The 22,616-nt window shown below is 49.3% G+C and carries 25 protein-coding genes; 24 read left to right on the top strand and 1 reads right to left on the bottom strand.

Annotated features, from left to right (window positions below):
* Positions 1 to 32: 32 nt before the first annotated feature.
* A complete protein-coding gene (locus tag ACSAMM_RS11150) occupies positions 33 to 4,049 on the top strand; it encodes a SpaA isopeptide-forming pilin-related protein (RefSeq protein WP_457791447.1) in 4,017 nt (1,338 codons plus the stop codon).
* A gap of 119 nt (positions 4,050 to 4,168) precedes the next feature.
* Here ACSAMM_RS11150 and ACSAMM_RS11145 read toward each other — a convergent pair whose 3' ends face one another.
* Positions 4,169 to 4,441, bottom strand: a complete 273-nt coding sequence (locus ACSAMM_RS11145; RefSeq protein WP_457791446.1) for a hypothetical protein — start codon at positions 4,439 to 4,441, stop codon at positions 4,169 to 4,171.
* Between the two features lie 129 nt (positions 4,442 to 4,570).
* On the opposite strand from ACSAMM_RS11145, the gene ACSAMM_RS11140 reads away from it, so the two are divergent.
* From ACSAMM_RS11140 to ACSAMM_RS11030, 23 genes are all read left to right on the top strand, one after another.
* A complete protein-coding gene (locus tag ACSAMM_RS11140) occupies positions 4,571 to 4,972 on the top strand; it encodes a zinc-finger-containing protein (RefSeq protein ID WP_457791445.1) in 402 nt (133 codons plus the stop codon).
* Between the two features lie 40 nt (positions 4,973 to 5,012).
* Positions 5,013 to 5,624 carry a sigma-70 family RNA polymerase sigma factor gene (locus tag ACSAMM_RS11135; protein ID WP_457791444.1) on the top strand — a complete coding sequence of 204 codons (612 nt, stop codon included), beginning with the start codon at positions 5,013 to 5,015 and terminating at the stop codon, positions 5,622 to 5,624.
* A gap of 23 nt (positions 5,625 to 5,647) precedes the next feature.
* On the top strand, positions 5,648 to 6,337 hold the full coding sequence (locus ACSAMM_RS11130) for a hypothetical protein (protein WP_457791443.1): 690 nt from the start codon (positions 5,648 to 5,650) through the stop codon (positions 6,335 to 6,337).
* A 123-nt stretch (positions 6,338 to 6,460) separates the two neighbouring features.
* Positions 6,461 to 6,826 (top strand): hypothetical protein, encoded by a 366-nt coding sequence (locus tag ACSAMM_RS11125; protein WP_457791441.1) that lies wholly within the window; start codon positions 6,461 to 6,463, stop codon positions 6,824 to 6,826.
* Between the two features lie 103 nt (positions 6,827 to 6,929).
* Positions 6,930 to 7,589 (top strand): hypothetical protein, encoded by a 660-nt coding sequence (locus tag ACSAMM_RS11120; protein WP_457791440.1) that lies wholly within the window; start codon positions 6,930 to 6,932, stop codon positions 7,587 to 7,589.
* 2 nt (positions 7,590 to 7,591) lie between these two features.
* A complete protein-coding gene (locus ACSAMM_RS11115) occupies positions 7,592 to 8,578 on the top strand; it encodes a nucleotidyl transferase AbiEii/AbiGii toxin family protein (RefSeq protein ID WP_457791438.1) in 987 nt (328 codons plus the stop codon).
* Positions 8,579 to 9,117: 539 nt separating this feature from the next.
* Positions 9,118 to 9,531, top strand: a complete 414-nt coding sequence (locus ACSAMM_RS11110) for a single-stranded DNA-binding protein (RefSeq protein WP_457791437.1) — start codon at positions 9,118 to 9,120, stop codon at positions 9,529 to 9,531.
* A 97-nt stretch (positions 9,532 to 9,628) separates the two neighbouring features.
* The gene (locus ACSAMM_RS11105; RefSeq protein WP_457791436.1) at positions 9,629 to 10,435 is read left to right on the top strand and encodes a hypothetical protein; all 807 of its coding nucleotides are present in this window, start codon (positions 9,629 to 9,631) and stop codon (positions 10,433 to 10,435) included.
* A 32-nt stretch (positions 10,436 to 10,467) separates the two neighbouring features.
* Complete coding sequence (locus tag ACSAMM_RS11100) at positions 10,468 to 11,541, top strand: DUF932 domain-containing protein (protein WP_457791435.1); 1,074 nt, start codon at positions 10,468 to 10,470, stop codon at positions 11,539 to 11,541.
* A 36-nt stretch (positions 11,542 to 11,577) separates the two neighbouring features.
* A complete protein-coding gene (locus ACSAMM_RS11095) occupies positions 11,578 to 12,411 on the top strand; it encodes a hypothetical protein (RefSeq protein WP_457791433.1) in 834 nt (277 codons plus the stop codon).
* Positions 12,412 to 12,509: 98 nt separating this feature from the next.
* On the top strand, positions 12,510 to 13,052 hold the full coding sequence (locus tag ACSAMM_RS11090) for a hypothetical protein (protein WP_457791431.1): 543 nt from the start codon (positions 12,510 to 12,512) through the stop codon (positions 13,050 to 13,052).
* A gap of 27 nt (positions 13,053 to 13,079) precedes the next feature.
* Positions 13,080 to 13,307, top strand: coding sequence for a hypothetical protein (locus tag ACSAMM_RS11085; protein ID WP_457791430.1), 228 nt, complete (start codon positions 13,080 to 13,082; stop codon positions 13,305 to 13,307).
* Positions 13,308 to 13,396: 89 nt separating this feature from the next.
* Positions 13,397 to 13,804 (top strand): hypothetical protein, encoded by a 408-nt coding sequence (locus ACSAMM_RS11080; RefSeq protein WP_457791429.1) that lies wholly within the window; start codon positions 13,397 to 13,399, stop codon positions 13,802 to 13,804.
* Entirely contained in the window at positions 13,801 to 14,691 is an 891-nt protein-coding gene (locus tag ACSAMM_RS11075; RefSeq protein WP_457791427.1) for a hypothetical protein, read from the top strand. The genes ACSAMM_RS11080 and ACSAMM_RS11075 overlap by 4 nt, the downstream gene beginning before the upstream one ends.
* A 13-nt stretch (positions 14,692 to 14,704) precedes the next feature.
* Positions 14,705 to 17,740 (top strand): N-6 DNA methylase, encoded by a 3,036-nt coding sequence (locus tag ACSAMM_RS11070; RefSeq protein WP_457791426.1) that lies wholly within the window; start codon positions 14,705 to 14,707, stop codon positions 17,738 to 17,740.
* An 18-nt stretch (positions 17,741 to 17,758) separates the two neighbouring features.
* Complete coding sequence (locus ACSAMM_RS11065; protein WP_457791425.1) at positions 17,759 to 18,172, top strand: YopX family protein; 414 nt, start codon at positions 17,759 to 17,761, stop codon at positions 18,170 to 18,172.
* A 4-nt stretch (positions 18,173 to 18,176) separates the two neighbouring features.
* Positions 18,177 to 18,602, top strand: coding sequence for a defense against restriction DarA-related protein (locus ACSAMM_RS11060; protein ID WP_457791424.1), 426 nt, complete (start codon positions 18,177 to 18,179; stop codon positions 18,600 to 18,602).
* A gap of 321 nt (positions 18,603 to 18,923) precedes the next feature.
* Positions 18,924 to 19,448, top strand: a complete 525-nt coding sequence (locus tag ACSAMM_RS11055; RefSeq protein WP_457791423.1) for a hypothetical protein — start codon at positions 18,924 to 18,926, stop codon at positions 19,446 to 19,448.
* A 2-nt stretch (positions 19,449 to 19,450) separates the two neighbouring features.
* Positions 19,451 to 20,167 carry a Fic/DOC family protein gene (locus tag ACSAMM_RS11050; protein ID WP_457791421.1) on the top strand — a complete coding sequence of 239 codons (717 nt, stop codon included), beginning with the start codon at positions 19,451 to 19,453 and terminating at the stop codon, positions 20,165 to 20,167.
* 89 nt (positions 20,168 to 20,256) lie between these two features.
* Positions 20,257 to 20,790 (top strand): hypothetical protein, encoded by a 534-nt coding sequence (locus tag ACSAMM_RS11045; protein ID WP_457791419.1) that lies wholly within the window; start codon positions 20,257 to 20,259, stop codon positions 20,788 to 20,790.
* 16 nt (positions 20,791 to 20,806) lie between these two features.
* Complete coding sequence (locus ACSAMM_RS11040; protein WP_457791418.1) at positions 20,807 to 21,244, top strand: hypothetical protein; 438 nt, start codon at positions 20,807 to 20,809, stop codon at positions 21,242 to 21,244.
* Positions 21,237 to 21,443, top strand: coding sequence for a hypothetical protein (locus tag ACSAMM_RS11035; protein ID WP_457791417.1), 207 nt, complete (start codon positions 21,237 to 21,239; stop codon positions 21,441 to 21,443). The genes ACSAMM_RS11040 and ACSAMM_RS11035 overlap by 8 nt, the downstream gene beginning before the upstream one ends.
* Complete coding sequence (locus ACSAMM_RS11030; RefSeq protein ID WP_457791416.1) at positions 21,443 to 22,606, top strand: hypothetical protein; 1,164 nt, start codon at positions 21,443 to 21,445, stop codon at positions 22,604 to 22,606. The genes ACSAMM_RS11035 and ACSAMM_RS11030 overlap by 1 nt, the downstream gene beginning before the upstream one ends.
* Positions 22,607 to 22,616 lie beyond the last annotated feature (10 nt).

Raw genomic sequence — 22,616 nt, 5'->3', positions numbered from 1 at the left:
ATTCCAAATTTCAATTGGAATGTCTCTTTTATTTGAACAAGGAGGATGATTTGTTGAAAAAACGGATCTTTGGACAAAGCAAAAAATGGGCGGCTTTCTTGATGGCCTTTGTCCTGATGATAGCCGCTATCCCCATGAACGCCTTTGCGTTTAATTACGCAAGCGGTGAAAAAGTGCTTGCCCGTGTCGGCCGGCAGTTCGTGGGGTACGACGGTTCAAAAGTATATAGCAATCCAGACGATCAAGCCCTGCGGTACCGTTCCGACGGCAGCACATACTTTCAGGCATATGGGAATTCTGTGGCCCGAGGGCATCTTTATCTTTACAAGGAATTTAACAAAGATGAACAATGGGTATTTTGTGTTGAGTTCGGTGTAGACTTTGGAAATGGGCACCAGTACATTTCCGAGAACGGGAACAACTCCGACTACTTTATGAATCTGCCTGCCGACGTAAGATACGGCATACGTCTGGCGTTGGCTAATGGTTGGCAGCCGGGGAAAGCCCTACCCATTTCCGGAATCAATGATGACGACTTTTTCTATGCCACGCAGGTTATTATCTGGGAATATCAGCAGGGATTACGGAAAAGCCCGACGACAATCGTGGACAACGGGCCGATTAAAGCCGACCAGTTCTACAAAGCAATCAAGGGGACCAGCTATGAAAAAGCCTACCAGTGGATTTTACAGCAGATGGCCAGACATGCAACTGTCCCCAGTTTTGCCAATGCGAATAGGGACGCGGCACCTACCTACGAACTGAAATATGACAGTGCTACTCAAAAATATAGTCTTACTCTAACAGATAGCAACAATCTCGGCATCGACCTGACGAAGGTAAGCGGCGGGAATGTGAGCGTTATCCGAAGCGGCAATCAGTACACATTTACTTCTTCTGAAATCATTCAGGAGCCAGTTCTTTTTGAATATAAAAAGAATATTACGCTCCCTAATAACCCCCTGTTGCTGTGGGGTACGCCAGAATATCAGACGATGGTAACCGGTTTGGAAGATCCCGTTCGGTTCTACCTGAATATTAAGACTGAATCCTTCGGAAGCGTCAAACTGGTGAAAACCAGCGAGGACGGCAAGGTGGGCAACGTCCCGTTTCATATCAGCGGAAATGGTGTCGATCAGAATATCCGCACCATGTCGGACGGAACCTTTTTGCTGAAGGATCTCCGTCCCGGCATCTATGAAATTACCGAGCAGACGGAAAACAAGTATGAGCCGCAGGCCACGAAAAGAGTCACGGTTGTCCCGGGCCAGACGGCCACGATAACTTTCAGCAATACTCTCAAGCGTGGGGACTTAACCGTTACCAAAACCGCAGAGGACGGTTTTGTGGAGGATAAGACATTCCACCTGTACGGCACTAGTTTATCCGGTCTTCCTGTTGATGAATACGCTGTCACCGATGAGCGTGGCGTCGCCACTTTTGAGGACGTTTTAATCTCCGGAAGCCAGACTTATACCCTCGAAGAGGTGGGTACGGAGAATAAATACGTTATCCCCGACCCGCAGCAGGTCACGATTGAATGGAACAAGGTAACAAACAAATCCTTTCATAATACTTTGAAAAAATGGCGGGCCACCCTGACAAAATCCGACAGCGAGACCGGTACGGCCCAGGGCGATGCCAGTCTGGAAAATGCCGAATATGGCGTATTCAAAGGCAACCAGCTTGTGAAAAGCTATTTCACGGGGCCGAACGGCGATTTTACGACGGACTGGTACAACTGCGGCGATGACTGGACGATCAAGGAACTGGAGCCGAGCGAGGGTTACAAATTGAATCCGGAGGTCTATCATGTCGGCGCGGAACCGGAGCTGTATGAACTGGAGTACAACGAGGTAGCCGTCGATGCGGACGAAGACGTGCTGAAAGGCCGGGTTGCCATTATCAAGCACAGCGACGACGGCTCCACAGGAATTGAAACGCCGGAAGCCAGCGCGGAGTTTGAACTGTTCCTGCGTTCCGCCGGCTCTTACGAGAACGCCAAGGAGACTGAACGGGATATCCTGATTTGCGATGAATTCGGTTATGACGAGAGTATCGACCTGCCTTTCGGCTGGTACCGGGTGCATCAGACAAAAGCCGGCGTCCCGGGAACAGAATTCGTCAAGGATTTTGATGTGTTCATTTCCAGAGATGGCGCGGTTTACCGCTATCTGTTGAACAACGCGCAGTTTGAAAGCCGCGTGATGGTTGTCAAAAAGGATGCCGAAACGGGCAATACTGTCCCGCTGGCCGGACACGGTTATGAGCTATACGATCCGGACGGCAATCAGATTACTATGACCATCACCTATCCGGAGATCGTGGAGCTGGATACCTTCTACACGGCGGAGGACGGGACGCTCATCACCCCGGAGAGCCTGCCCTACGGCGAGGGATATTCCCTGGTCGAGGTACAGACGGTGGAGCCCTATGTGCTGGATTCCACGCCGGTCTATTTCAATATAGTACCGGAGGAAGCCAGTGAGCAGGATGGTGTGACGATAGTTGTCGTTGAGAAAGCAAACATGCCGCAGAAAGGCACCATCTCCCTCTACAAAGACGGCGAAGTGTTTTCTTCTGTCACCACTGCCGGCGGCGGGGACAGCCCGCTGTTGTATCAGCCGGTCTATGCCAAAGCCGGGCTGGCTGGCGGTGTATATGATGTAGTCGCCACAGAGGATATTATCTCCGGCGGCGTGCTCCGCCATCACAAAGGCGATACGGTTGCCACCTTAACCACCGGCCCGGACGGTTGGGCGACCAGCGAGCCTCTGTATTTATCCACCTATCAAATTTTTGAACGGCAAGCCCCCTACGGCATGGTGCTCAATCCCGAACCGATTACGATTGTATTGAATTACGCGGGCCAGCATGTGCAGTTCACCACCGCTGAGGCACACATCACCAACGAGCGTCAAAAGGTGCAGATTGACCTGACAAAAGTTCTCGAACAGGACGAAACCTTCGGTTTAGGGATGAACGGTGAAATCCAGCACGTCGCTTGGGGCCTGTATGCCGCCGAGCAACTGACGGCTGCGGACGGCAGCATTATTCCGGCAGATGGACTGCTGGAAATCCTTTACTGCGATGAGAACGGCAAGGCGACGTTCAAAACTGACGTGCCGGCGGATTCCAAGTTGTATGTAAAGGAGTACGCTACCGACAGCCATTACATTATCTCCGATGAAAAGTTTCCGGTCGTGTTTTCTTATCAGGGCCAGGAGACGGCGCTTGTCCACATCAGCGTGAACGATGGGCAGCCTATCGAGAATGAGTTGATCCGCGGCGACATCTACGGTCTGAAGGTAAATGAAGACGGCGAAGGGGTTGCCGGAGCAGTATTTGGTTTATTTGCGCCGGATGAAACCGAATTCACCGAAAGGACCGCTTTGATGACCGATGAAACCGGGGATTCGGGAGAATTTTCCTTTTTGGGTATCCCTCGTGGCGACTGGGTCATCAAGGAATTGTCCTGTCCGCCGCAGTACGTTTTATCCGGTGAGCTCTTCCGGGTGACGGTGAGCGAGCAGGCACAGCGCATTGAAATCGAGGCGATCAACAAGTGGATTACCGGTTCGGTTCAAACGACCAAGGTGGATGCGGACTATCCGGACAACAAGCTGTCCGATGCGCTGTTCGGGATTTATCTCGACGTCAACGGCAACAAGACCTACGATAAGGACATCGACACCTTTGTAGACCATATGGCAGAGATCGAGCCGGGCGTCTACCGGCTGGATGGGCTGAAACATAACGGGTATTTTCTTTACGAAGAGCGCAGCCCGGAGAATTTCATCAAGGATGACCGCTACTATTACTTTGAAATTCTTGAAGACGGTCAAACCGTTGTGATCGAGAACGAGGCCGGTATCGGTTTCATTAACCAGCCGATTATTCCCCTAGAAGAACCGGAAGAACCAGCGCAGCCGCCTAAAACCGGGGATACATCAAATCTCTGGCTGTGGGTTGGGCTTGCTTCCACTTCTCTCGGCGCCATTGTTTTCATGGTGATGCGAAACCGCAAAAACCGTACTTCTGTGGAATAAGGAATGGAGGTGTGCCGGGGCATTGCGCAACGCAGTATCCCGGCCTCTCTCCCCTTTTGAAAGCGACTGCCGGGGGATCTTCGGAAAAAAATTGAATAATAATAGTAGAAGGGTATTTTTTACCCGGCTTGAAAATTGGAGGGGAAATGAATAGCCAGATTACTGAACTTTATGCGTTCCTGCGTTCGTGCAGGGGCAACTGGCGTGAAGCCATATACATAGAGTGCCGATGCTGCCCTTATGGCAACCTGGCATGTTCGGGTTACCTGCTGACCGCAGATCGAGACGGCACGCCGCTTCCTTTTTCTATCGGCCGTTTTTTTCAACTGACCGGAGACAAGGTTCAAAAGGAAGAATGTGCTGCTGTTTTGAGCAGGCAGGCGTTTGAACATCTGTATTCCTGTTGGCTGGCCTGGAGAGTCGATAATCCCAGGCAGTGTAGCCTCCAACAGATGGAGAAAGCGTTAACACACGGCAATGCGTATTAAATCTGTATTAAAACCGTATTGGAGGTGATGATTATGAAAAAAATTCAAGTCCGTTGTCCTTACTGCGGCGCAAAGGCCACGCTGCGCCCTTCAAGTGCCATTTACGGCGAGGCAGCAAAAACAGACAGGTATCTTTACGTCTGCGACCGATACCCGCAGTGCGACGCCTATGTTGCAGCCCATCGGAAATCTAAGCTGCCGATGGGGACCCTGGCGAACAGCGATCTGCGGCACAAAAGAATAGAGGCGCATAAAGCCTTCGACTGGATGTGGCGGAGCGGTTTGATGTCAAAGCAGCAGGCCTACAAGTGGATGCAGGCAAAGCTGGCGCTGAACGAGAAACAGGCACATATCGCCATGTTCAGTGAGTATATGTGCGACCAGTTGATCGCCATCTGCACACAAGCGTATGACAATATCCAGTCGGCAGCATGAAATGCGAAGGAGGCTTCGAAAATGAGGAGCGTGAAAAAGTATGGGAGAAAGGATTTTCCTGAGTGACAGCCAGCGGCGGTTGGCGGAACAAAATTTGAATATTGTGTCCTGGGCTATCTACCGGTACATTATCGTAAACGAGACCATGGTTGGTTTTGAATATGACGACTTATATCAGGAAGGCTGCATCTGGCTGTGTAAAGCAGCAGCCAGCTTCCGGCCGGAAAAGGGTGTCCCATTTACAGTGTATGCGGAAACAGTGGTTGCCAACGGGCTTCGTACATATTGCCGGCTGATGGGCGGCAAGCAGAAATGGAGCCGATGTATCCCTATGTATTCTGATTCGGATATCATGCGGTCCACTTTGGAGCAAATTCCGGACTCTGCACATCAAGAAGATGAAATGCTTGCCGAACTGGACGCCATACAACTCTTGCATCATATGAAGCAGCAGTATACCGGCACAACCCGGCTCGGCATTGAGGCGATTGAACTGAAGGTAAAAGGCTATTCCGGAAAAGAAATTGCAGCCATGTATGGCGTCAAGCCCAATCTGGTTGGCGCATGGATTTCAAGAGCAAAGCAGAAATTGCGCCAAAATCAAGTGTTTATTTTATGGATGGACGATTATATGGGACAAGCTGCATCATGATGTAAAAATTGAGAGGTGTTGTTATGAACAGGTTATTGACGGCCGTAGGCCATTTTCACATCGAGAAGCGAAACAAGGGCGGTAAAATTCCCGTTGTGATTTTGAAAAACCGGGAGTACATACTGGACATTCAGGAATTTGTGGTGTGGTCATCCTTAAATTGGAGGATTCTCAGGCCTGACCAGATTCGGGAATTGTATCAGAAAAAAGAGCTGGAAACCGGCTTCTATTCTTCCCGCAGCTTTGATGACTGTATGTGTAGGCTGATTCAGCGCGGCCTTGTTGCCGAGGGCTGTGGAGATACGGAGGTGCAGGCATTGTATCGTCTACTGTCTGACTTGTATATCATGCCGATTTCGGAGAATCCACTTCTTCGTCTTTGCTCTTTCTTTCGGCTCTGCGTTTTTGGAGAGGTTCCTTATTCCACAGCGAAAAAGATATTTTGTAAGGACAAGCGAACGGCTGACGAAAAGAAAGTAATCCGTTTGGCGAAGCAGACGCTTCTTTCTACAGCGGAGATCATCAAGTGCTTTGAAAGAAACAAGCTGGACTTTTGCTGTGAAGAGGAACTGCTGGATACTTTGTATTATGATGAATTTACTACCAGCGACAATATCGCCGATATGGTATCCTACTTGCCGGAATGCCGTCCTGTCATGCTATCCGTGGCGAACCTTTATCTGCGTAAGCAAATCATCTTTGAAAGGATCTGAGAAATGGATAAAATCTTAAACGCTCCGGCACCGCTAAGGCGTCGGCTGTTACTGACGGTACTTCTGGGCTTCGCCTGCCTTTTAGTCGGGCTTGCCATGTTTCTGTTTGCAAAGGACAGGATCATGCTGCTGTTGAGCGCCGCAGTCTGTATTCTCAGCTTTTGCAGGGCATACACGTTTTACCGGGCCATCAGCAAAAAGGAATATGAAGTCGTGGAGGGCACCTGTGTCGGTATTGTACCGAAGCCTTTGCGCAAATACCGGAAAATCCGGATTATGGACGATGACGGCAACGAGTCTGCCCTTCTGCTGGGCAAGCACTCCAAAATTCAGATCGGCTTCCGCTACCGCTTTTATTTCAAAAAAACGCAGCGGCTGACATTGGGCAGCGAGTATTTTGATTCTGCCCTTTCCTCCGACTGCTTTCTCGGCTTTGAAGAGCTGGGAGAATTGGACGACCATTCCGAACCGCCAGAAAAGGCGGATTGAGATCTCTTTCTATGTTCATTGACAAACCGCTTTTTTGATGATATAATAATTGCAGAATAAAAGAATATATTTTGCATATAATATATCAAAAGGAGGTGCGGCGATGAAAGAGCAAACTTACACCCAGTTTATTCAGGAAGCGATTGATAGCTTTCAATCCGGTGAGCCGATCCTTATCCGGGAGCTTGGAAATCGAATTGCTGATGCGTACCACATGGAGAAAAAGAAAGCCTGCGCTGCAGCAGCTGTTGCAGTAAAGCGGCTGATCGATACCGGCACATGCCCCAACCTTCGCTTTTTTGCAAAGGGCGTCTACTATGTAGCAAAGCAAACCGTTTTCGGCGAAACTGGCATCAACAAAGATAAATTGATTGAGCTGAAATATCTGAAGGACGGCACCGGGTATGAGACGGGCGCTGCGGTTATGCACAAGCTGGGCCTTACGACGCTTATGCCGGCCGAAAGGACCTTTGTTTCCAACAGCGCACAGCACAGAGCCAAGCGGGATGACGCACTGGGTATTGTCATTCGTGCGCCGCGGATTCCCGTAAATAAAGAAAACCGCTTTTATCTTCAGTTCTTGGATTTGCTCAACATGTATGATGACGTGCCGGTGGACGCAGAAGATCCGTACCTGCTGCTCGGCCGGTTTGTGCAGGCAAGAGGATTGGATTACGGTACGCTTCTGCATCTGGCAGATACCCACTATAACGGAAATACAATTATGAAGCTTGCCCATGTGGCAGGCAGACAAGGAGTATAAAAATGAAGCTGCATTTGGACTCGGATGCTTTTCGCGTCCTGATAGAGCAGGTATCCGAAAACACCGGATACCGTCAGGACGTTATTGAAAAAGATTACTACGTTTCTATGCTTTTGCAGGAGCTGGCACAGTTCCAAAGAGAGGGTCTGCCCGCCTATTTTAAGGGCGGCACAGCTCTGTATAAGGCGCTGCACAGTGTCCGGCGTTTTTCAGAAGACGTCGATTTATCCGTCGATGTCCGGGAGTGCAGCCGCACGCAGGGAGACAAGCGCCTGGAGCGGGCGACCAAAAAATACACCTGTATGGAGCGCAATCCCAACGAGGGCCGCACCAACCGCTCGGAGGTAATTTCCTACTACCGTTATCTCCCGGTTGTGGAATACGATTTTAACGACGTTTTGCAGCGGTTCGGAAAAGTAAAAGTTGAGGCCACGTCCTTTACCATCAGTGAACCGTATGAGCCTGTGGTAATTGCCCCACTGATTTACGAGCAGGCGGGGCCAGACCAGCAGCTTATTTTGCTTCAACAGTTCGATGTCCACCCCTTTGAAATTCTCACTATGACAATTGAACGGATTTTCATAGATAAGCTGTTTGCAGCGGAAGCCTACACCCGAAACGCAGAAAAGGAGCACCGTGCCTTTGAAGCGTCAAAACATATCTATGATTTGGCAGTTATCGCAAGCGAACCGCGCATCGTTTCATTGCTCCAGGATAAAGAGCAGTTGGCAAAGCTGCTGACAATTCGGCTGACCGAGGAACAGAACCGCTTGGACGGTATCCCTGGCGTTCTTCCCAAAGACTTTATCTTTTTTGACAAAGCATGTGCAAATACGCACATTACGAAGGCTTATGCAACGATGCAGAATCAATATGTCTTTATTCCGGACGACCGGATTTCGCTGGATGAAGCGCAGTACCAACTGCATTGTTTGCAGGATCAGTTAAACCTAAATCCGGCATGGAGCCTTACAACTATTAGGGAATAGTTTTCAAGTCGGCCCGAATAAAATCCTCCTCATGGCCTTTGAACGCCGTGAGGAGGATTTCTATATAGGAGGATAAACTGTACTCATGAAAGAATCGCCTTTGGACGTACTGTATAGGTTAGTCGGATGTGAATACCTGTCGGACATGCGGCTGAAAGAATACGATAATCGAAAAGCGCGAACCATATTGCATCAGTTGGATCCAAAAGATTTTTCTGCTGCACAGTGGAAAGACACAATAGAGTATTTGTATGGGGACACATAAGAATTTATTACAGTAAATATCTATATATTGATTATACGCGCTTGACAAACACAAGATATAGTGTTACAATACCCTTGTAATTGATTTTTTGTGCGTGATCCGTTAGGATTTGCAGGCATACTTGCTTGTATCGTGGGAAGCTTCTCACATTGCACACGTTTGTCAAGTTTGTATTCAAAGTGCCGACAGTACGGTTTTGCCCTCATGGGCGAAACCTGTGTGCCGGCGCTTTTTTGTATATAGATATTTTAGCCGAAAGGCAGAAAGGAGCGAGATGGCACAGACCTATGTAATTGGCCGGGTAACCGCTGATTTGGAACTGAAGACCAGTATCAACAAGCATCCGTATGTGCGCTTCGACATTGCTGAGAATATCGGCAGCAAGGAGCATCGCAGGACGCAATACCTTCAAATCTGCGCGATGGGAGACGATGCTGAAAGACTTGTCCGGGCCCGCGTAAAGAGAGGCAGCCTTATCTGGGTATCCGGCTCTTTGGAACTGGAGGTATACACCAGGAGGGACGGTACTGCTACGGATAAGCGGCTGAAAGTATTGCTTGATAACTGGGGTTTCGTCCCGGTCGGTACAGACAAGGCGGCAACAAAAGCCTTGGACAGTAAATTCTCCGAATCACTGGAAGAAATTCCGAGGGTGATTGACGGGGAAAGAGAAGCCTTGCCGGACTGAGTTCGGCGCCAAGAGGGACCGTATGTGTTCAGAAAGGAACGCATATGGTCCCTCTTTTTTTATTTTAGGGGAAAAAGTCTCAGAAAGGATGAAACGAATGAATAAGAAAACAAGCCTGTGGTCAGGCGTATCGGTACTGATTGTAGCCGTGCTGGCGGTTATGGCCTTTATCCGGGGAGATGCACAAATCTGGCTGTTAAGTGCTGCTTTTGCGGCATGGTCGATATGGGCGGCAGTAAAATTTCTGTTTCCCTATCTGAAAGCACAGAAGTACCGCTACGAGGCCAAGAAGCTGCGTAAAAAGAGCAAACAGCAGTCTCCAAAGAAAGCGTTGTCCATACCGGACATTTCCGATCCGGTGGGCCTTGTCCTGCTTCGTCATGTGAACTTCCGTATTTCCGCCTATTTGCAATCGGCTTACCCAGAGGCAACCTGGCAGTGGTTAGAGGAATTTCCTGAAAAAATCATCGCCAAAGGTGGAACGGGTAGGATTCAGCTGCACGGCGTACCGGATTTTAATTATGCCGATGTCAGCTTTGACCAGAAAGCAGATATTAGCTGCTCACTGCTGAAAATCGTGCCGATGGCCGAAGTACAGCAGAATTCAGGGGAAAAGAAGACCATCCCCCAGCAGCAGACCCCGGTAGACCCCCAGGTTTGGTACGAGAAGCAGGGGCGCAGCGTGCTGGAGAGCTTGATTGCTGACCTGCATTCCCGCGGCCATCACAGCCTGACAATCCGGGAGAACGGAGAAATCGCTATTCAGCAGGCAGATTCTGAAATTACCCGTTCGGCGTTTGAAAATGTACCGGAGAAAACCTACTGGCCGAGGCTTGTAAAGGTTTTTGAGCGCGAAGGGATGGCAGCCGATATTACAGAAAGCGGCATGGTGCTGTCCTGGTGAAAGCCAAATCAGAAAGAAAGGAGTGACGAATAATGAAATCCGGGTTGACAATCCAGGAGCTGGCAGCGGAAATTCTGCGTCAGAAGGATTCCAAGGAGGATTATATCGTCAGTACCCGGCGTTTGCAGATGGAGAGCTTCGGTTCTGATGTTGTCCTGCGTGTACTGGATGAAAATGCTTCCGACCGTATTGAGCCTTTGGACATTGGGCCAAACGCACACCGGCAGATCGGCACGCATTTATCCATACCCGTAAAGTATTACGAGAAAATGCGGGAGGAAAATCCTGAGTTGTTGAGCGTCAATGTCAACAGCTGGTTTGAGCGTTCCGATTCCCAACGGATGCTGCGGGTGATGGACGGTAAGGCACGGGCTTTTCTCAGCAACCGCTATCTGCGCCTGGATCATTTGCAGATAGCCGAGGCGGTCTTGCCGATCATCGGTGAAATACCGGACGCACGGTTTGAGAGCTGCCAGATTACAGAGGACAGAATGTATATCAAGGTGGTAAACCCCCGGCTCCAGCAGGAAGTCGTACCGGGCGATATTGTGCAGGCCGGCGTCATCATCAGCAACAGCGAGGTGGGGCTTGGCTCGGTCAATATCCAGCCTTTGGTTTACCGGCTGGTGTGCAGCAACGGCATGGTGGTAAATGACGCCGCAACCAGGCGCAATCATGTGGGCCGTATCAATTCGGCGGACGAAAACTTTTTGCTTTATTCCGCTGAAACATTAGCGGCAGACGACCACGCATTTATGCTGAAAATTCAGGATACCGTCCGTGCGGCGGTTGATGAAGTGAATTTCAGCCGTGTGGTCGGCATGATGCAGGAAGCAGCTACCGTCAAGATGAATACGGCAAACGTGCCGGAGGTAGTCCGCCTGGCAAGCCGTGATTTTGGTATTACGGATGAGGAACATCTCGGCGTATTGCAGCATCTGATTGAGGGCAAAGACCTGACGCTTTACGGGCTTGCCAACGCGGTTACGCGGTACAGTCAGGACGTGGCAAGTTACGACCGGGCAACCGATTTGGAAAGCATCGGCTACAACATCCTGTCGATGCCCGCAAAAAGATGGAACAGTATCAACCAAATGGCAGCGTGATTGCTGCCCTAAAATGATATTAGGAGGATTTGATTTATGACGTACAACAATGAGAATGCTTTGGCTGAGGTCAAAAACTTCACCCTTCCCGCTATGATTGAGAGCGATTTTTCCAACGAAGAACTGTCCGAGGATTTCGACGGCTTGCAGATGAGTTTTCAGCGGGTAAAAATTCCTTCCGGCGGCGCACTTCAATTTGAAGTGCCGGGAGATGACCCGGAAGATCCGGATTACGAAAAGACACTGAAAGGCGTTATCGTCTATAACCATCAGGCCGGCGCTTACTGGCCGGAGGGTGCGGAGTATGACGATAACGTGGCTCCCTTGTGCTCTTCCGTTGACGGGAAGCTCGGGATCGGTACGCCCGGCGGGTCCTGCGCCCTGTGCGAGCTTAACAAGTTTGGCACAGACGGGAAAGGCAAGGCCTGCAAAAATATGCGGCATCTGTATATCCTGCGCAGCGGGGAATATATCCCGATTCTTCTTTCGCTGCCGCCCACAAGCATCCGCCCGTTCAGCGATTTTATGAACGTATCCTTTGTCTCCCGCCGCCGCCCCGCCTGGAGCAGCATTGTGGAGATTGGGTTGAAGCGTGTGGACAACGGCTCAAACACCTATAGCGTGGCGACTTTCCGGAAACTGTATGACTTTTCCGGGGAAGAGCTGGTGCAGGTGAAGCAATATGCGGACAATTTCCGGGAGCAAATCAAAATGATGCTCCAACAGCGCGCCGCAGATTCAGAAACCCGCACGGAGGCGGAAGGCATGTATGACAATGATTCCCGCTATTCGACACTGGAAAGCGGCGAGCATTTCGCAATTTCCAGCCCAGGGACAATCGACGGCGAGCGTGAGGCTTTGCCGGCATAAAGAAACCATATGCGCGGCTGTGCTGCGCGAAAAGTTGGGAAAGAGGATGCTGCTGGTTAGAGCTGGCAGCACCCCTTTCTATTTTTGGAGGGATAAAAATGACGATGAAAGCCTTGACGGATGAACAGCGAAAATTCGCTGAAGAAAACCACGACCTGATGTACGCGTTCTTAAAAGAGAACGGTTTGGAGTCAAGCCAGTATTACGACATAGTGGTCTTTGGATATTTGTGCGCGGTACAGGAGTATTGCGAGAAACCAAAGCTGCAAAAATATAAATTTGCTACTGTGGCATGGAAGAAAATGCTGTGCGCCCTGAAGAACCATTATAAGCATATGGCCAGGGATATTCTGTTTCAGGAAGACACGGTTCATATTGAGGATACGAGCGCTAAACGTGCCCATGTCCCACTGGAAAATATCGCTGGCAGACAGGATGAGCTGATGGTGCAACTGGAGACGGAGTTAATCCTCCATGCGCTGGCAAAAAAGCTGCCGTCCAGAGAAATGCGGATTATCTGCATGAAGCTGGATGGCGCCGGAATGCACGATATTGCCAAAGCCGAGCGCATTACCTTCCATGATATTAAGCAGCTGCTGGCCGGAACATATGATACGGTCGTGCAGGTCTTACTGGGATAAGAAAAAAGCAAGGAGGTCAGCACAAGAATGAAAAGACATGTTTCCCTGAGCGGACGCCTTCTGTTTCCCTTAAAAGAGGGACAGTGTGCGCTTATACAGCGCGGCGGCGACATTATCCGCACCTCAAGGGTTGTGGAGATTTTGGAAGTCACCGATGTATTCGTTCATTTTGAAACCATGAACACTATTTATCAGATATCAATGGCTCCCGTCCCTGCTGCCCCAGCGATCCAAACGCTGCGCATGTGCGCATGAATTTAGGACAAAGGAAAAGTGGAAGAGACAGCGCAGCTTACCGGCTGTGCTGTCTTTTCATTTCATTATTATTAAATATGGAGGATCCTATGAGACAGCAAATCATTGCCTGGAACACACAGCAAGCATTGTTTTTGACGTGGCATCAGCTACGGCGTTTCGTAGCCAAACGACTTTATGAAGTTTTAGGACGAGATATTCATCCGAAACCTTTTCAGGATAACGGATATTGGGATATGTTAACCAATAAAATGCAACTGGCTGAAATTGAGAAACTATGCCCGTATTTTACCGAAAACGCCAGAGAAAAGCGGTCGTTTTGGGCGTATTATTCCAGATGTAAGCGAGAGATAGGTTCAGAATTTATAGAAAAGTTGGTAGAAAAAGAAGCCCCGTTCCCTATCGTGGGGAGTGTTGCCAACCATGCAGGCGTTTGGTTTCTCGGCAAAAGCACGCCATATTTTATAAATTATGAAGATAGGAGGAACAAAAGGTGAACGCTTTAGATAAACTGGCTGCCGTACAAATTGAAGCGGACAACCGGGTTTCGGAGACGGACAGGCAGTTTTGCGAGGCACATCAGGCGGCGTATATGGACGCAAAGGCTTCATTAAACGAATTGGAGTATATGTGGACAGATATTGTCAGCCGGCAGTCAAAGCTTTTAGAGTCGGCCACAGCGGTCTGGAACAATGTGCAGGAGTATACGCATCTTTCTCGATTTTCCGAACAGGACATTCGAAATCAGCTGGAAGAGTTGAACGACCTGTTTATTTCCAATCTGGTGCGCTATTTTAACCACAGGTATAAGGTATCCCTCGATGCCGACAGCATCATTGATATGCTGCTGCCGCATAAGCCCAAGAAAGATTATTTTTCTCCGAATACGGAGGCAGTAACCGAATACCATCAAAAGCTGCGCACTATGACGGTGGACTACAAGGAGGTATTGGAGCAAATATTTGTCCAGCTCGGGGGCCGGACTTTTCTGGAACGGGCGCTGGATGAAATCAAGGAAGGGTGCCATAAGGCGGCCTGGTGTACTTACAACGGGAAGGCGGAGTATGAATTGAAAAATGATACTGTCCGGTTTACCTATGGCTGCCGTTTTGACACGATATTTGAGAAATGGAGTTTGAACGACAGCATGAAAGAAATCCTGCGGGGGCTGGCATATTTTGAAACAGAGGCTTTAGGATATTATCCCGCCGGCATCGCCAACCTGCTTGACTGGAGCTATAAGGAGGAACCGGTTATCAGTTTTTCTACTTACACCAAGCTTCAATCGCTGCGAATGTTCAAGAATGGCCGCGTAGATATCAAATTCAAAAGCAAGGACTACGCGAGCCGATTTGTTTCCGAGTTTTTGGGACTTGTCTGCTGATGGAGGTGAGAAGATGAAGTATGCGGTTTATGATACCGTTGTACCGCATGACAAGCGGCAGGAAACGAATGAAAAACTGCTGTATCTCATTGACAGCGGCAAAGCCGAGAATTATGGGATCAGCGGCGATGACATCTATAACCTGTATACAGGTGACGGAGGCTTGCACGGCCTGCGCCGGCAGGATTATGAAAATTATGCTTCGTACAGTGAGGCAAAGAAGGGGATTGAGAACGGACAGTTTTTTACCCCGCCTATGCTTTGCAGCCTGGTGGCAGAAGCATTATCCCCACCGTCGGACGCGGTTGTTGCCGATCTGACCTGCGGTGCGGGTGCCTTTTTCAATTTCATGCCGGCAGAAAACAATCTGTACGGCTGTGAGCTGGACATTAAGGCATATAAGGTAGCGAGGTATCTCTATCCCCGGGCGAATCTGGTAAACGGCGATATCCGCTCCTACCAGCCGTCTGTCCGCTTCGATTATGTGGTCGGGAACCCCCCGTACAATCTTCGATGGTGGGTGGACGATGATGATGAGGTGCTTTCACAGCTTTATTACTGCCGGAAGGCGGCGGAGCTGTTAAAGCCTTTTGGGATTCTGACAATGATTGTCCCTGCGGCCTTTTTGTCGGATGATTTTTCTGATGGGACATCTATCCGGGAGATGGAAGAACGCTTCAGCTTTTTGGGGCATGTCGCCCTGCCTGCAAACGCTTTTTCTTCTTTGGGAGTGCAGCACTATCCGATTAAGCTGCAGTTCTGGCAGAAGCGCGGTGAGGGCGTTGAGGCACAGCCGTATCACATCAAAGTGGACCGGTTTTTAACCATCGGCTTTGATCGTGAGAAAGAAGCGGCGTGGATTTCCGAGCATCTGCTGCAAGCCGCCGCCCGGCTGCTGGAAAAGAACCGGTATTCCGCCGTGCGGGAGCTTGCAAAGGAAAAGGAAGTGTCGTCGGGATTTCTGTATCAGGTGCAGAAAATGCTCTATCAGATAAGGTGCCATCCGAAGCTGAAGGAAAGCTATACCAAGTGCTACGAGTATTTTTACCGGTTTTGTACGGAGACGCAGCCGATAAATATGGAGTACCAGGAATGGGCAAAGAAGAGGCTGACGGAGGCTAAGGTGCTTGCCTATCTGAAACGCACCCTTCAAAAGCAGAACGCCCGGCCGCCGCAGGATAAGATTGCCCTGGTGAAACGGGACTATGATTTTGTTTATAAGGGCTACAGCGGCAAGACACGCCGGCAGATTCCAGAGGAAAAACGGGAGCCTGTCCCGATATACGAGATTGTTTCTTCCGACGGCGCATGGGAATTTCCCGGCTATGAACGTCTGGTGAGAAGAAAACAGCGAGAATATGTCGAACAGAACAGGCCCTTTGCTACTATGGAGGAAGACCCGGAGATCGGCGCATGGTTGGAGAACTTTCACCTATGGGATTCGGAGAACGAAGAAGAAATCCGTCTCAACGATATCCAGCGGCACGATCTGAACCTGATGCTGCAAAAGCGGTACGGGCTGCTTCAGTGGGAACAGGGCAGCGGCAAAACGCTGGCCGGTATCGCCTCGGGGTTGTACCGGATGGAGAAGCAGCACATCCACCATACCTGGGTGGTATCCCCTGCTATTTCTATCCGCAACAACTGGGACGTGGTCTTACCAAACTACGGCTTGTCCTATGTATTCGTGGAGCATCTTGCGGATTTGCAGAAGATACGCCGGGGCGATTTTGTCCTGATTACACTGAACAAGCTGGGCACATATCGCCGCCAGATTAAGCGGTGGGTGCGAAGGCATAGTCAAAAGCTGCACCTTATCTTTGATGAGAGCGATGAGATGACCAACCCTTCCAGCATCCGGGCCAAGTCCGTACTGGACTGTTTCCGGCGCTGCCGCTACAAACTGCTGACAACCGGCACAAGCACACGGAACAACATTTCGGAGTTTGCGCCGCAGCTGGAACTGATGTATAACAATTCGGCCAACATGCTGTCATGGAGCCCGAGGATTTATCATTATGACCGCGGCGATGATTTTCTGTCCAGTAAGGATAATCCCTGTTTTGGGAAGCCCATCCCTGCCTATAAAGAGGGTTACCGACTTTTTACGGCATCCCATCTGCCGGAGAAAATTACTGTATTCGGCGTAGGGCAGCGTACACAGGACATCTACAATGCGGACGCGCTCAGCGAAATTCTCGGCAAGACGGTCATCACCCGTACCTTTCCGGAAGTCGTCGGCAGAGAAATTCGACGGATTCATCAGGAGCCGGTATCGTTTACCCAGGATGAACGAGTCGTGTATCAGATGGCGATGGAGGAGTTCTGGAAAATGCGGGAAAACTACTTCGCCAGTACGGGAAATTCCCGAAAGGACGCCATGATGAAGCTGATGCAGCAGATTACGTTACTTTTGCGGATCAGCGCGGCGCCGGATACGGTTGTAGAATACCAGGGCAGCTTGCCCACCAAAATACGCCGTGTTGTGGAGATGGCCGGCCAGTTCGACAATGAAATTGTAGCCATAGGCGTCCGCCATAAGGTGATTCTGGATTCTTACAGGGCCGCATTGGAGGAAGCATTCCCTGACCGCCCCATTTTTGCGGTGACAGGCGGGACAACCAGCTTTGCACAAAGGCGGAAGCTGCGGAAGACGCTGAAAGAGAGCGGCAACGGGATTTTGCTGTGTACGCAGCAGAGCCTTCCGTCAAGTGTCAATTTCGAGTATGTGAATAAGGTTATTATCCCGGAGCTGCACTACAACAACGCGAAAATGAGCCAGTTTTATATGCGGTTTGTCCGCTACAATTCTACAGAATGGAAGGACATCTATTTTGTCACCTATGCGGGAAGCATTGAGTCCAACCTAATGCAGATGGTGCTGGCGAAGGAAAAAATCAATCTGTTTATGAAAGGACAGAACACTGATTTGGATGAGATTTACGACCGCTTCGGCGTGGATTATGACCTGCTCTCTCTTCTCATGCACCGTGAGATGGACGAAAAGGGGAATTTCCATATCCGCTGGGGCGAACAGCAAATAGCATGATAGAAAGGATAGATTACAATGCGAGACTTACTATTTCGGGGACAGACCCGCAAAAAAGGAGAAAAAGTTTTTATGGACGGCAGACCCATGGATGCCAACTGGGTTTACGGTGGTATTTTTCAAGGGAAATGTGATTTTTCCGTTATGTATACCTATGAGCCGATTGAGAAGAGGCCGGTTTACACAGACACAGTGGGCCAGTACACAGGGTTCGACGACAAAAACGGCACGAAGGTCTTTGAAGGCGATATTCTCAAATTGAAGCGCCACTTATATGTGATTGAGTGGGTAAATGGCTGTCTATATGCTTCTCAAAAAAACTTTCTAAAAAGCAATGTCAGTGCAAGATATCTTCTGATTAAGGGTCTTGTTAAAGATGGCGCAGAGGTTATTGGAAATATCTATGAAAATCCGGAACTACTGGAGGGATGAACAGATGAGATATTACAGTACACAGCGCCCACTCACACCGGGCAGCTATCCTGAATCTGCTTTTAATCAGGTAACAGCTATCCACAATTATGATTTCAAGACCTATTGTGAGGAAATCGGACGGGAGGCATGGGGATATATCGAATACAAACAGCCCCTTCACCCGGAAAATGCCATTGACTTTGAACTGACTCCGCCGCCCGGCAAGATAAAGAAAATCAGGTTTATCGGCATAGACAGCTGGAGATGTATGGTTTTTAAGGATGAATCCGGAATGCTGTGGAAATATGCGGAACCGGGAGACCTTCCGATGAAACGTCACGACCGCTTATATTCATCCACGAACAATGCACTCGATGGAGAACCGTGCTGGCCGATGAAGCCGGACATTGACTACCGGATTGAAACAGACCGCCAGGACACGAAATAACGGCAAGTACTTAACCTGCAAATAAACTTGTTTGATTGACGTACAGGTTAAAACATGGTATACTATGAAAGGAACCGAAAATGAATAATAAAGATATTCCGTCATGCCCGTTCTGCGAACAATTTGAAAAGTTCAAGCAGGTAGAGGCCGACTATATTGAAATGCGGCGTGGTTAACCAGGTAAAGCAACGGCAGCATATAAAGCCGCTTTGATACATGAATTATATTATGATAGCTACCCCTGCGGCAGTACGGCATATCATACGGAAAAATTGAATTATTGTCCCGTGTGTGGGATCAAATTGAAAGTGGGTGATGCGGATGGATAACGCTATTGTGAGCGAGTATACGGAGTTGCTGGAGAAAAAGGCAAGATTGGAAAAAGACTTGTCCGTTCTTCCGCAGGGGTATATCTCGAAAAAGAATATCAGCGGCAAGACTTATTACTATCTGCAAAACAGAGTCTCAGGGAAAATGACCGGAGAATATCTGAAAAAGGACGAGGTGGACAGGGTTTACGAGCAGATTCGTCTGCGTAAACAGTACGAAGCAGAGCTTCCAAAACTGAATACCCGTCTTAGCGAGCTGGAACAGGCCACCCGGCTGATCGGTCACGGCTTGGACCGCCGGTTGCTTTTATTAAAACTTGGAGCGGGAATGGATAAACTTTCCGCCGAGCAGAAAGAGCGTTGTATTTCCTTTGCTGACGCGATGAACGCTATCGAGGGAGTCCCGGCCAGCGAGCAGACCGCCAAAGGGCTTACCGACTGGCAGAATGGGAAAATGTCTTACCTTTCCGTTTTTGAAGCAACGCTTCGGCGGTATGGCTTTGGAGCAGAGGTGTAGTCATGAGGGACCCTTATTTGTATGATGATGCGGATGTGCTGAAAAACCTTGCCGGCATTAAGGACGCCGATCTTTTGCGACAGGCAGAGGCAGACATCACGAATTTAGCTATGGCTGGTATCTATAACCGGCAGTATGAAAAATTCAGTACAGAAACCTTGCAGGATATTCACCGCACAATTTTCGGCCAGATTTACGAGTGGGCCGGAGAGTTTCGGGAAATCCAGATGATGAAACCGGAAGATGTGCTTAGCGGCGATACCGTCCGGTATGCCTATCCCAAAGAAATCAAGAAGCAACTGGCGGCTTCTATGAAGGAAGTTGCTAAGCTCCGCCGAAACGGTGAAAATGACCGGGAGATTGTCTTCCGTATGGTTCGCATTATCGCGCAGATTTGGCAGACGCATCCCTTCCGCGAGGGGAATACCCGGAGCGTGATTGTGTTTGCCGTACTGCTTGCCAAATCGCTCGGGTTTGAGGTGGAACATGAGTTGTTCCGCGTCCATGCGTCGTATGTGCGAAACGCACTTGTCTGGGCGTCACAGGGAATCTATTCCAAATATGAATATCTGGAACGGATATTTTATGACGCTGTTCTCGGGGAAGAAACCGAGCAGGAAACTGCCGGGGATTCTTCCAACGGGAAATATGAAACAATCGGGGACTACAAGGTATCCGATTACAAAGAACGGCCGCATCAGTATCTGGATGAGAAATAATCTGGAGCACTGTGCAAACAGGTCAAGAGAGAACGAAGCCGAGAAATCAGCTTCGTTCTCTCTTTTTAATTAGAAAGGTGGATTATACAATGAAGAACCAAATATTTGAATACGGCGGATTCCATTTTATCCCGGAAAGACAGCTTACAGCGGAAGAGGATTTTTGGGAAATATCTCACCGGCAGCGTATCGATCAGGGCCTTGGCTTTTGTATCCCTGGATATATTTACGAAAGCAGGTACCCCTATTCGCACGAGGCCTTTTATGAGGCGGCATCGGATAAGGACTGTGACTTGTTCCGCTGTATCGAGAATGGAAAGCTATACCTGCCTTGTGAAAACGACTTACAGGAGTATATCGAAAACAAGCGCCGGAAGAATGAATGCATGGAGTGTGACTGTTACGATCCGGACGAGGGCTGTGCGTTGGAAAGCGAGCTGAAAATAGAGTATTGCCCGAAGTGCAGCGGATACAGTGAAATATGCGGACTTTACCGCGAATTCTATGATGACATCACCGCACTGCACGACTGCGATGACTGCGGTATAAAATCAAAATGCAAATTTGCCCCGGAGCCAGGTCAAATGGTCCGTATCAACTGCCCTCTATGGGTGGAGAAATAAAAGGAGCGATAATCTTATGAAAAAAGTTTCGATTTTATCTGAACTGAAAACCCAGCGCCCGTATCTACTGCGGGAATATGGCGGCATACCGGGCAAAATGGGAAACGGCCTTGTCAGCTGTAAAAAAATCTGCCATATCCGCGCCGATTACGATGGATACAGATGGTGGAACAGTATTTGGCCGTGCCGTAAAGAGCTTGCTACACCGCAGGTCTCCCAGGAAATCGACCAAACTTATGAGCGCCTGATTGCGGATGACGCTTTTCGGGATCTTGCGGCTCTCAGAGAGTTTTGCAGGCAGCACCCGGAGGCGGCAGTCAGTGGGTACAAGGACGAATACAACTTCTATTTTGAAGGTGAGTTATGCACATATTGGCTGCGCTGCATCACGCGGAGTAAGGACTACAACATATACCTGCACGCTTACGATAACAAGGAGGAGCCGCATGGATAAACTGCGCTGGCTTGGAATCTCCTGCCCGGTCTGCGGGCAGGAGTTGAACAGTTGGGACGTCCGCTGCTCGAAAGCGGTCGGGTATCTGAAATATCAGGTATGCGAACGCTGTCTTTGCAGAGAGTACGATTTAGACATTGATGTTTTTCGTGACCGTATGGAAACCTATTTCGGAATACGTCCATGCAAGGGGCTGTGATGATGAAACTGAATTTGTTGACACAGCGGCTGTTGAGCGAGGGATGGACAAAAGAAAACCATCCGGATTTTGTAAGGGACTGGGCCTATTACAGTGATTTCTATGGAGGATTCGAATACACCGCTGAAAGGCTGCATCGTATGGTCTTTTCTACGCCATGCGGCTTATTGGTAAAAGGTTCTCATTGGAGCAGCGGCCATATGTCCTATATGGGAGTGGAGTGGATGCCGGAGAATGATAATCCTGCAATCAACTGCCCATACCGAAAGTTAGGCTGTGAGAAAAACCATCAGCTGCTCCGACATCATGCGTCAGGCGGTGGTTTAAGCAAAATGGTGTTCTGTGCCTGTCACGAGGTGCCTGTCCCATACTGCTATGAACTGTCGATCGACAAGGCGCTGGATGAACGTGCTCAGAGAAAAGAGTCGCTATTTCAGGAATTTGCAAAAGGTCAGCAACGGATTTGCCGTCACCACTGTTATTTCGATGAGCATAACGAAACGTGGACGCAGCGTTATAATCCGTTGGAATGTGCCAGAAGCCATGTCGGTTGCCGGTACTGTACCATTCTTGAAAAAGAATTGGATACACGAAAAGGAAATGTGTTCTATGATATCAAGATCACCAGCAGGCCGGAGGAAAGGACGCTGTTCAGCAAGGAGTTTGAAGTAAGCGTTCACAAAGATAAAAGACTGCTGGAGCGCAGCGTATCGCTGGACATTTGCAAGGCCATTTTAGAGGTATGCCCGGATGCGGCACAAGAGCAAGTGGAATCCAAATTCTTCAGCGAGCTTTTCTTCGCCAAATATCATGGCAAGTATTTCACGGCCGAGGCCGTCAATGTCCGAGCAGAAAATCGGGTCAGCCGCGATTTGATGCAGGATCTCGCCGATGTGCAAGCCGGTTATACCGTGACCCATGAGGCGGATGTCCTTGCAGCGGTGAAAAAACAAAAATCTGAGCGACGACAAAAGGCATTGCAGGCCCGTGTTCGCAAAGCAAAACGGTTACTTTTAGAACATGGACTGGAAGACATGGACGCAGCGGAACACCATTGGGTGCAGAAAATGATAGACAAAGGACTGATTACCGATGAAGAACTTTCAAGGATCAACCAACTTCGTCAATCGCAGCAGGCGGTTGAACAATTAACTTTATTTTAGGGAGGGTTAT

This window comes from Anaeromassilibacillus sp. SJQ-5 (assembly GCF_054108045.1).
Note: the sequence above shows the minus strand (reverse complement) of the source record. Positions and strands in the feature narration are given on the sequence as shown.

Bases quoted from the DNA above. Each gene is read 5' to 3' on its own strand.
- ACSAMM_RS11145 (WP_457791446.1), bottom strand. From the start codon at position 4,441: ATGTTCAAACGCCTGCCTGCTCAAAACAGCAGCACATTCTTCCTTTTG.
- ACSAMM_RS11140 (WP_457791445.1), top strand. From the start codon at position 4,571: ATGAAAAAAATTCAAGTCCGTTGTCCTTACTGCGGCGCAAAGGCCACG.
- ACSAMM_RS11135 (WP_457791444.1), top strand. From the start codon at position 5,013: ATGGGAGAAAGGATTTTCCTGAGTGACAGCCAGCGGCGGTTGGCGGAA.
- ACSAMM_RS11130 (WP_457791443.1), top strand. From the start codon at position 5,648: ATGAACAGGTTATTGACGGCCGTAGGCCATTTTCACATCGAGAAGCGA.
- ACSAMM_RS11125 (WP_457791441.1), top strand. From the start codon at position 6,461: ATGCTGCTGTTGAGCGCCGCAGTCTGTATTCTCAGCTTTTGCAGGGCA.
- ACSAMM_RS11120 (WP_457791440.1), top strand. From the start codon at position 6,930: ATGAAAGAGCAAACTTACACCCAGTTTATTCAGGAAGCGATTGATAGC.
- ACSAMM_RS11115 (WP_457791438.1), top strand. From the start codon at position 7,592: ATGAAGCTGCATTTGGACTCGGATGCTTTTCGCGTCCTGATAGAGCAG.
- ACSAMM_RS11110 (WP_457791437.1), top strand. From the start codon at position 9,118: ATGGCACAGACCTATGTAATTGGCCGGGTAACCGCTGATTTGGAACTG.
- ACSAMM_RS11105 (WP_457791436.1), top strand. From the start codon at position 9,629: ATGAATAAGAAAACAAGCCTGTGGTCAGGCGTATCGGTACTGATTGTA.
- ACSAMM_RS11100 (WP_457791435.1), top strand. From the start codon at position 10,468: ATGAAATCCGGGTTGACAATCCAGGAGCTGGCAGCGGAAATTCTGCGT.
- ACSAMM_RS11095 (WP_457791433.1), top strand. From the start codon at position 11,578: ATGACGTACAACAATGAGAATGCTTTGGCTGAGGTCAAAAACTTCACC.
- ACSAMM_RS11090 (WP_457791431.1), top strand. From the start codon at position 12,510: ATGACGATGAAAGCCTTGACGGATGAACAGCGAAAATTCGCTGAAGAA.
- ACSAMM_RS11085 (WP_457791430.1), top strand. From the start codon at position 13,080: ATGAAAAGACATGTTTCCCTGAGCGGACGCCTTCTGTTTCCCTTAAAA.
- ACSAMM_RS11080 (WP_457791429.1), top strand. From the start codon at position 13,397: ATGAGACAGCAAATCATTGCCTGGAACACACAGCAAGCATTGTTTTTG.
- ACSAMM_RS11070 (WP_457791426.1), top strand. From the start codon at position 14,705: ATGAAGTATGCGGTTTATGATACCGTTGTACCGCATGACAAGCGGCAG.
- ACSAMM_RS11065 (WP_457791425.1), top strand. From the start codon at position 17,759: ATGCGAGACTTACTATTTCGGGGACAGACCCGCAAAAAAGGAGAAAAA.
- ACSAMM_RS11060 (WP_457791424.1), top strand. From the start codon at position 18,177: ATGAGATATTACAGTACACAGCGCCCACTCACACCGGGCAGCTATCCT.
- ACSAMM_RS11055 (WP_457791423.1), top strand. From the start codon at position 18,924: ATGGATAACGCTATTGTGAGCGAGTATACGGAGTTGCTGGAGAAAAAG.
- ACSAMM_RS11050 (WP_457791421.1), top strand. From the start codon at position 19,451: ATGAGGGACCCTTATTTGTATGATGATGCGGATGTGCTGAAAAACCTT.
- ACSAMM_RS11045 (WP_457791419.1), top strand. From the start codon at position 20,257: ATGAAGAACCAAATATTTGAATACGGCGGATTCCATTTTATCCCGGAA.
- ACSAMM_RS11040 (WP_457791418.1), top strand. From the start codon at position 20,807: ATGAAAAAAGTTTCGATTTTATCTGAACTGAAAACCCAGCGCCCGTAT.
- ACSAMM_RS11035 (WP_457791417.1), top strand. From the start codon at position 21,237: ATGGATAAACTGCGCTGGCTTGGAATCTCCTGCCCGGTCTGCGGGCAG.
- ACSAMM_RS11030 (WP_457791416.1), top strand. From the start codon at position 21,443: ATGATGAAACTGAATTTGTTGACACAGCGGCTGTTGAGCGAGGGATGG.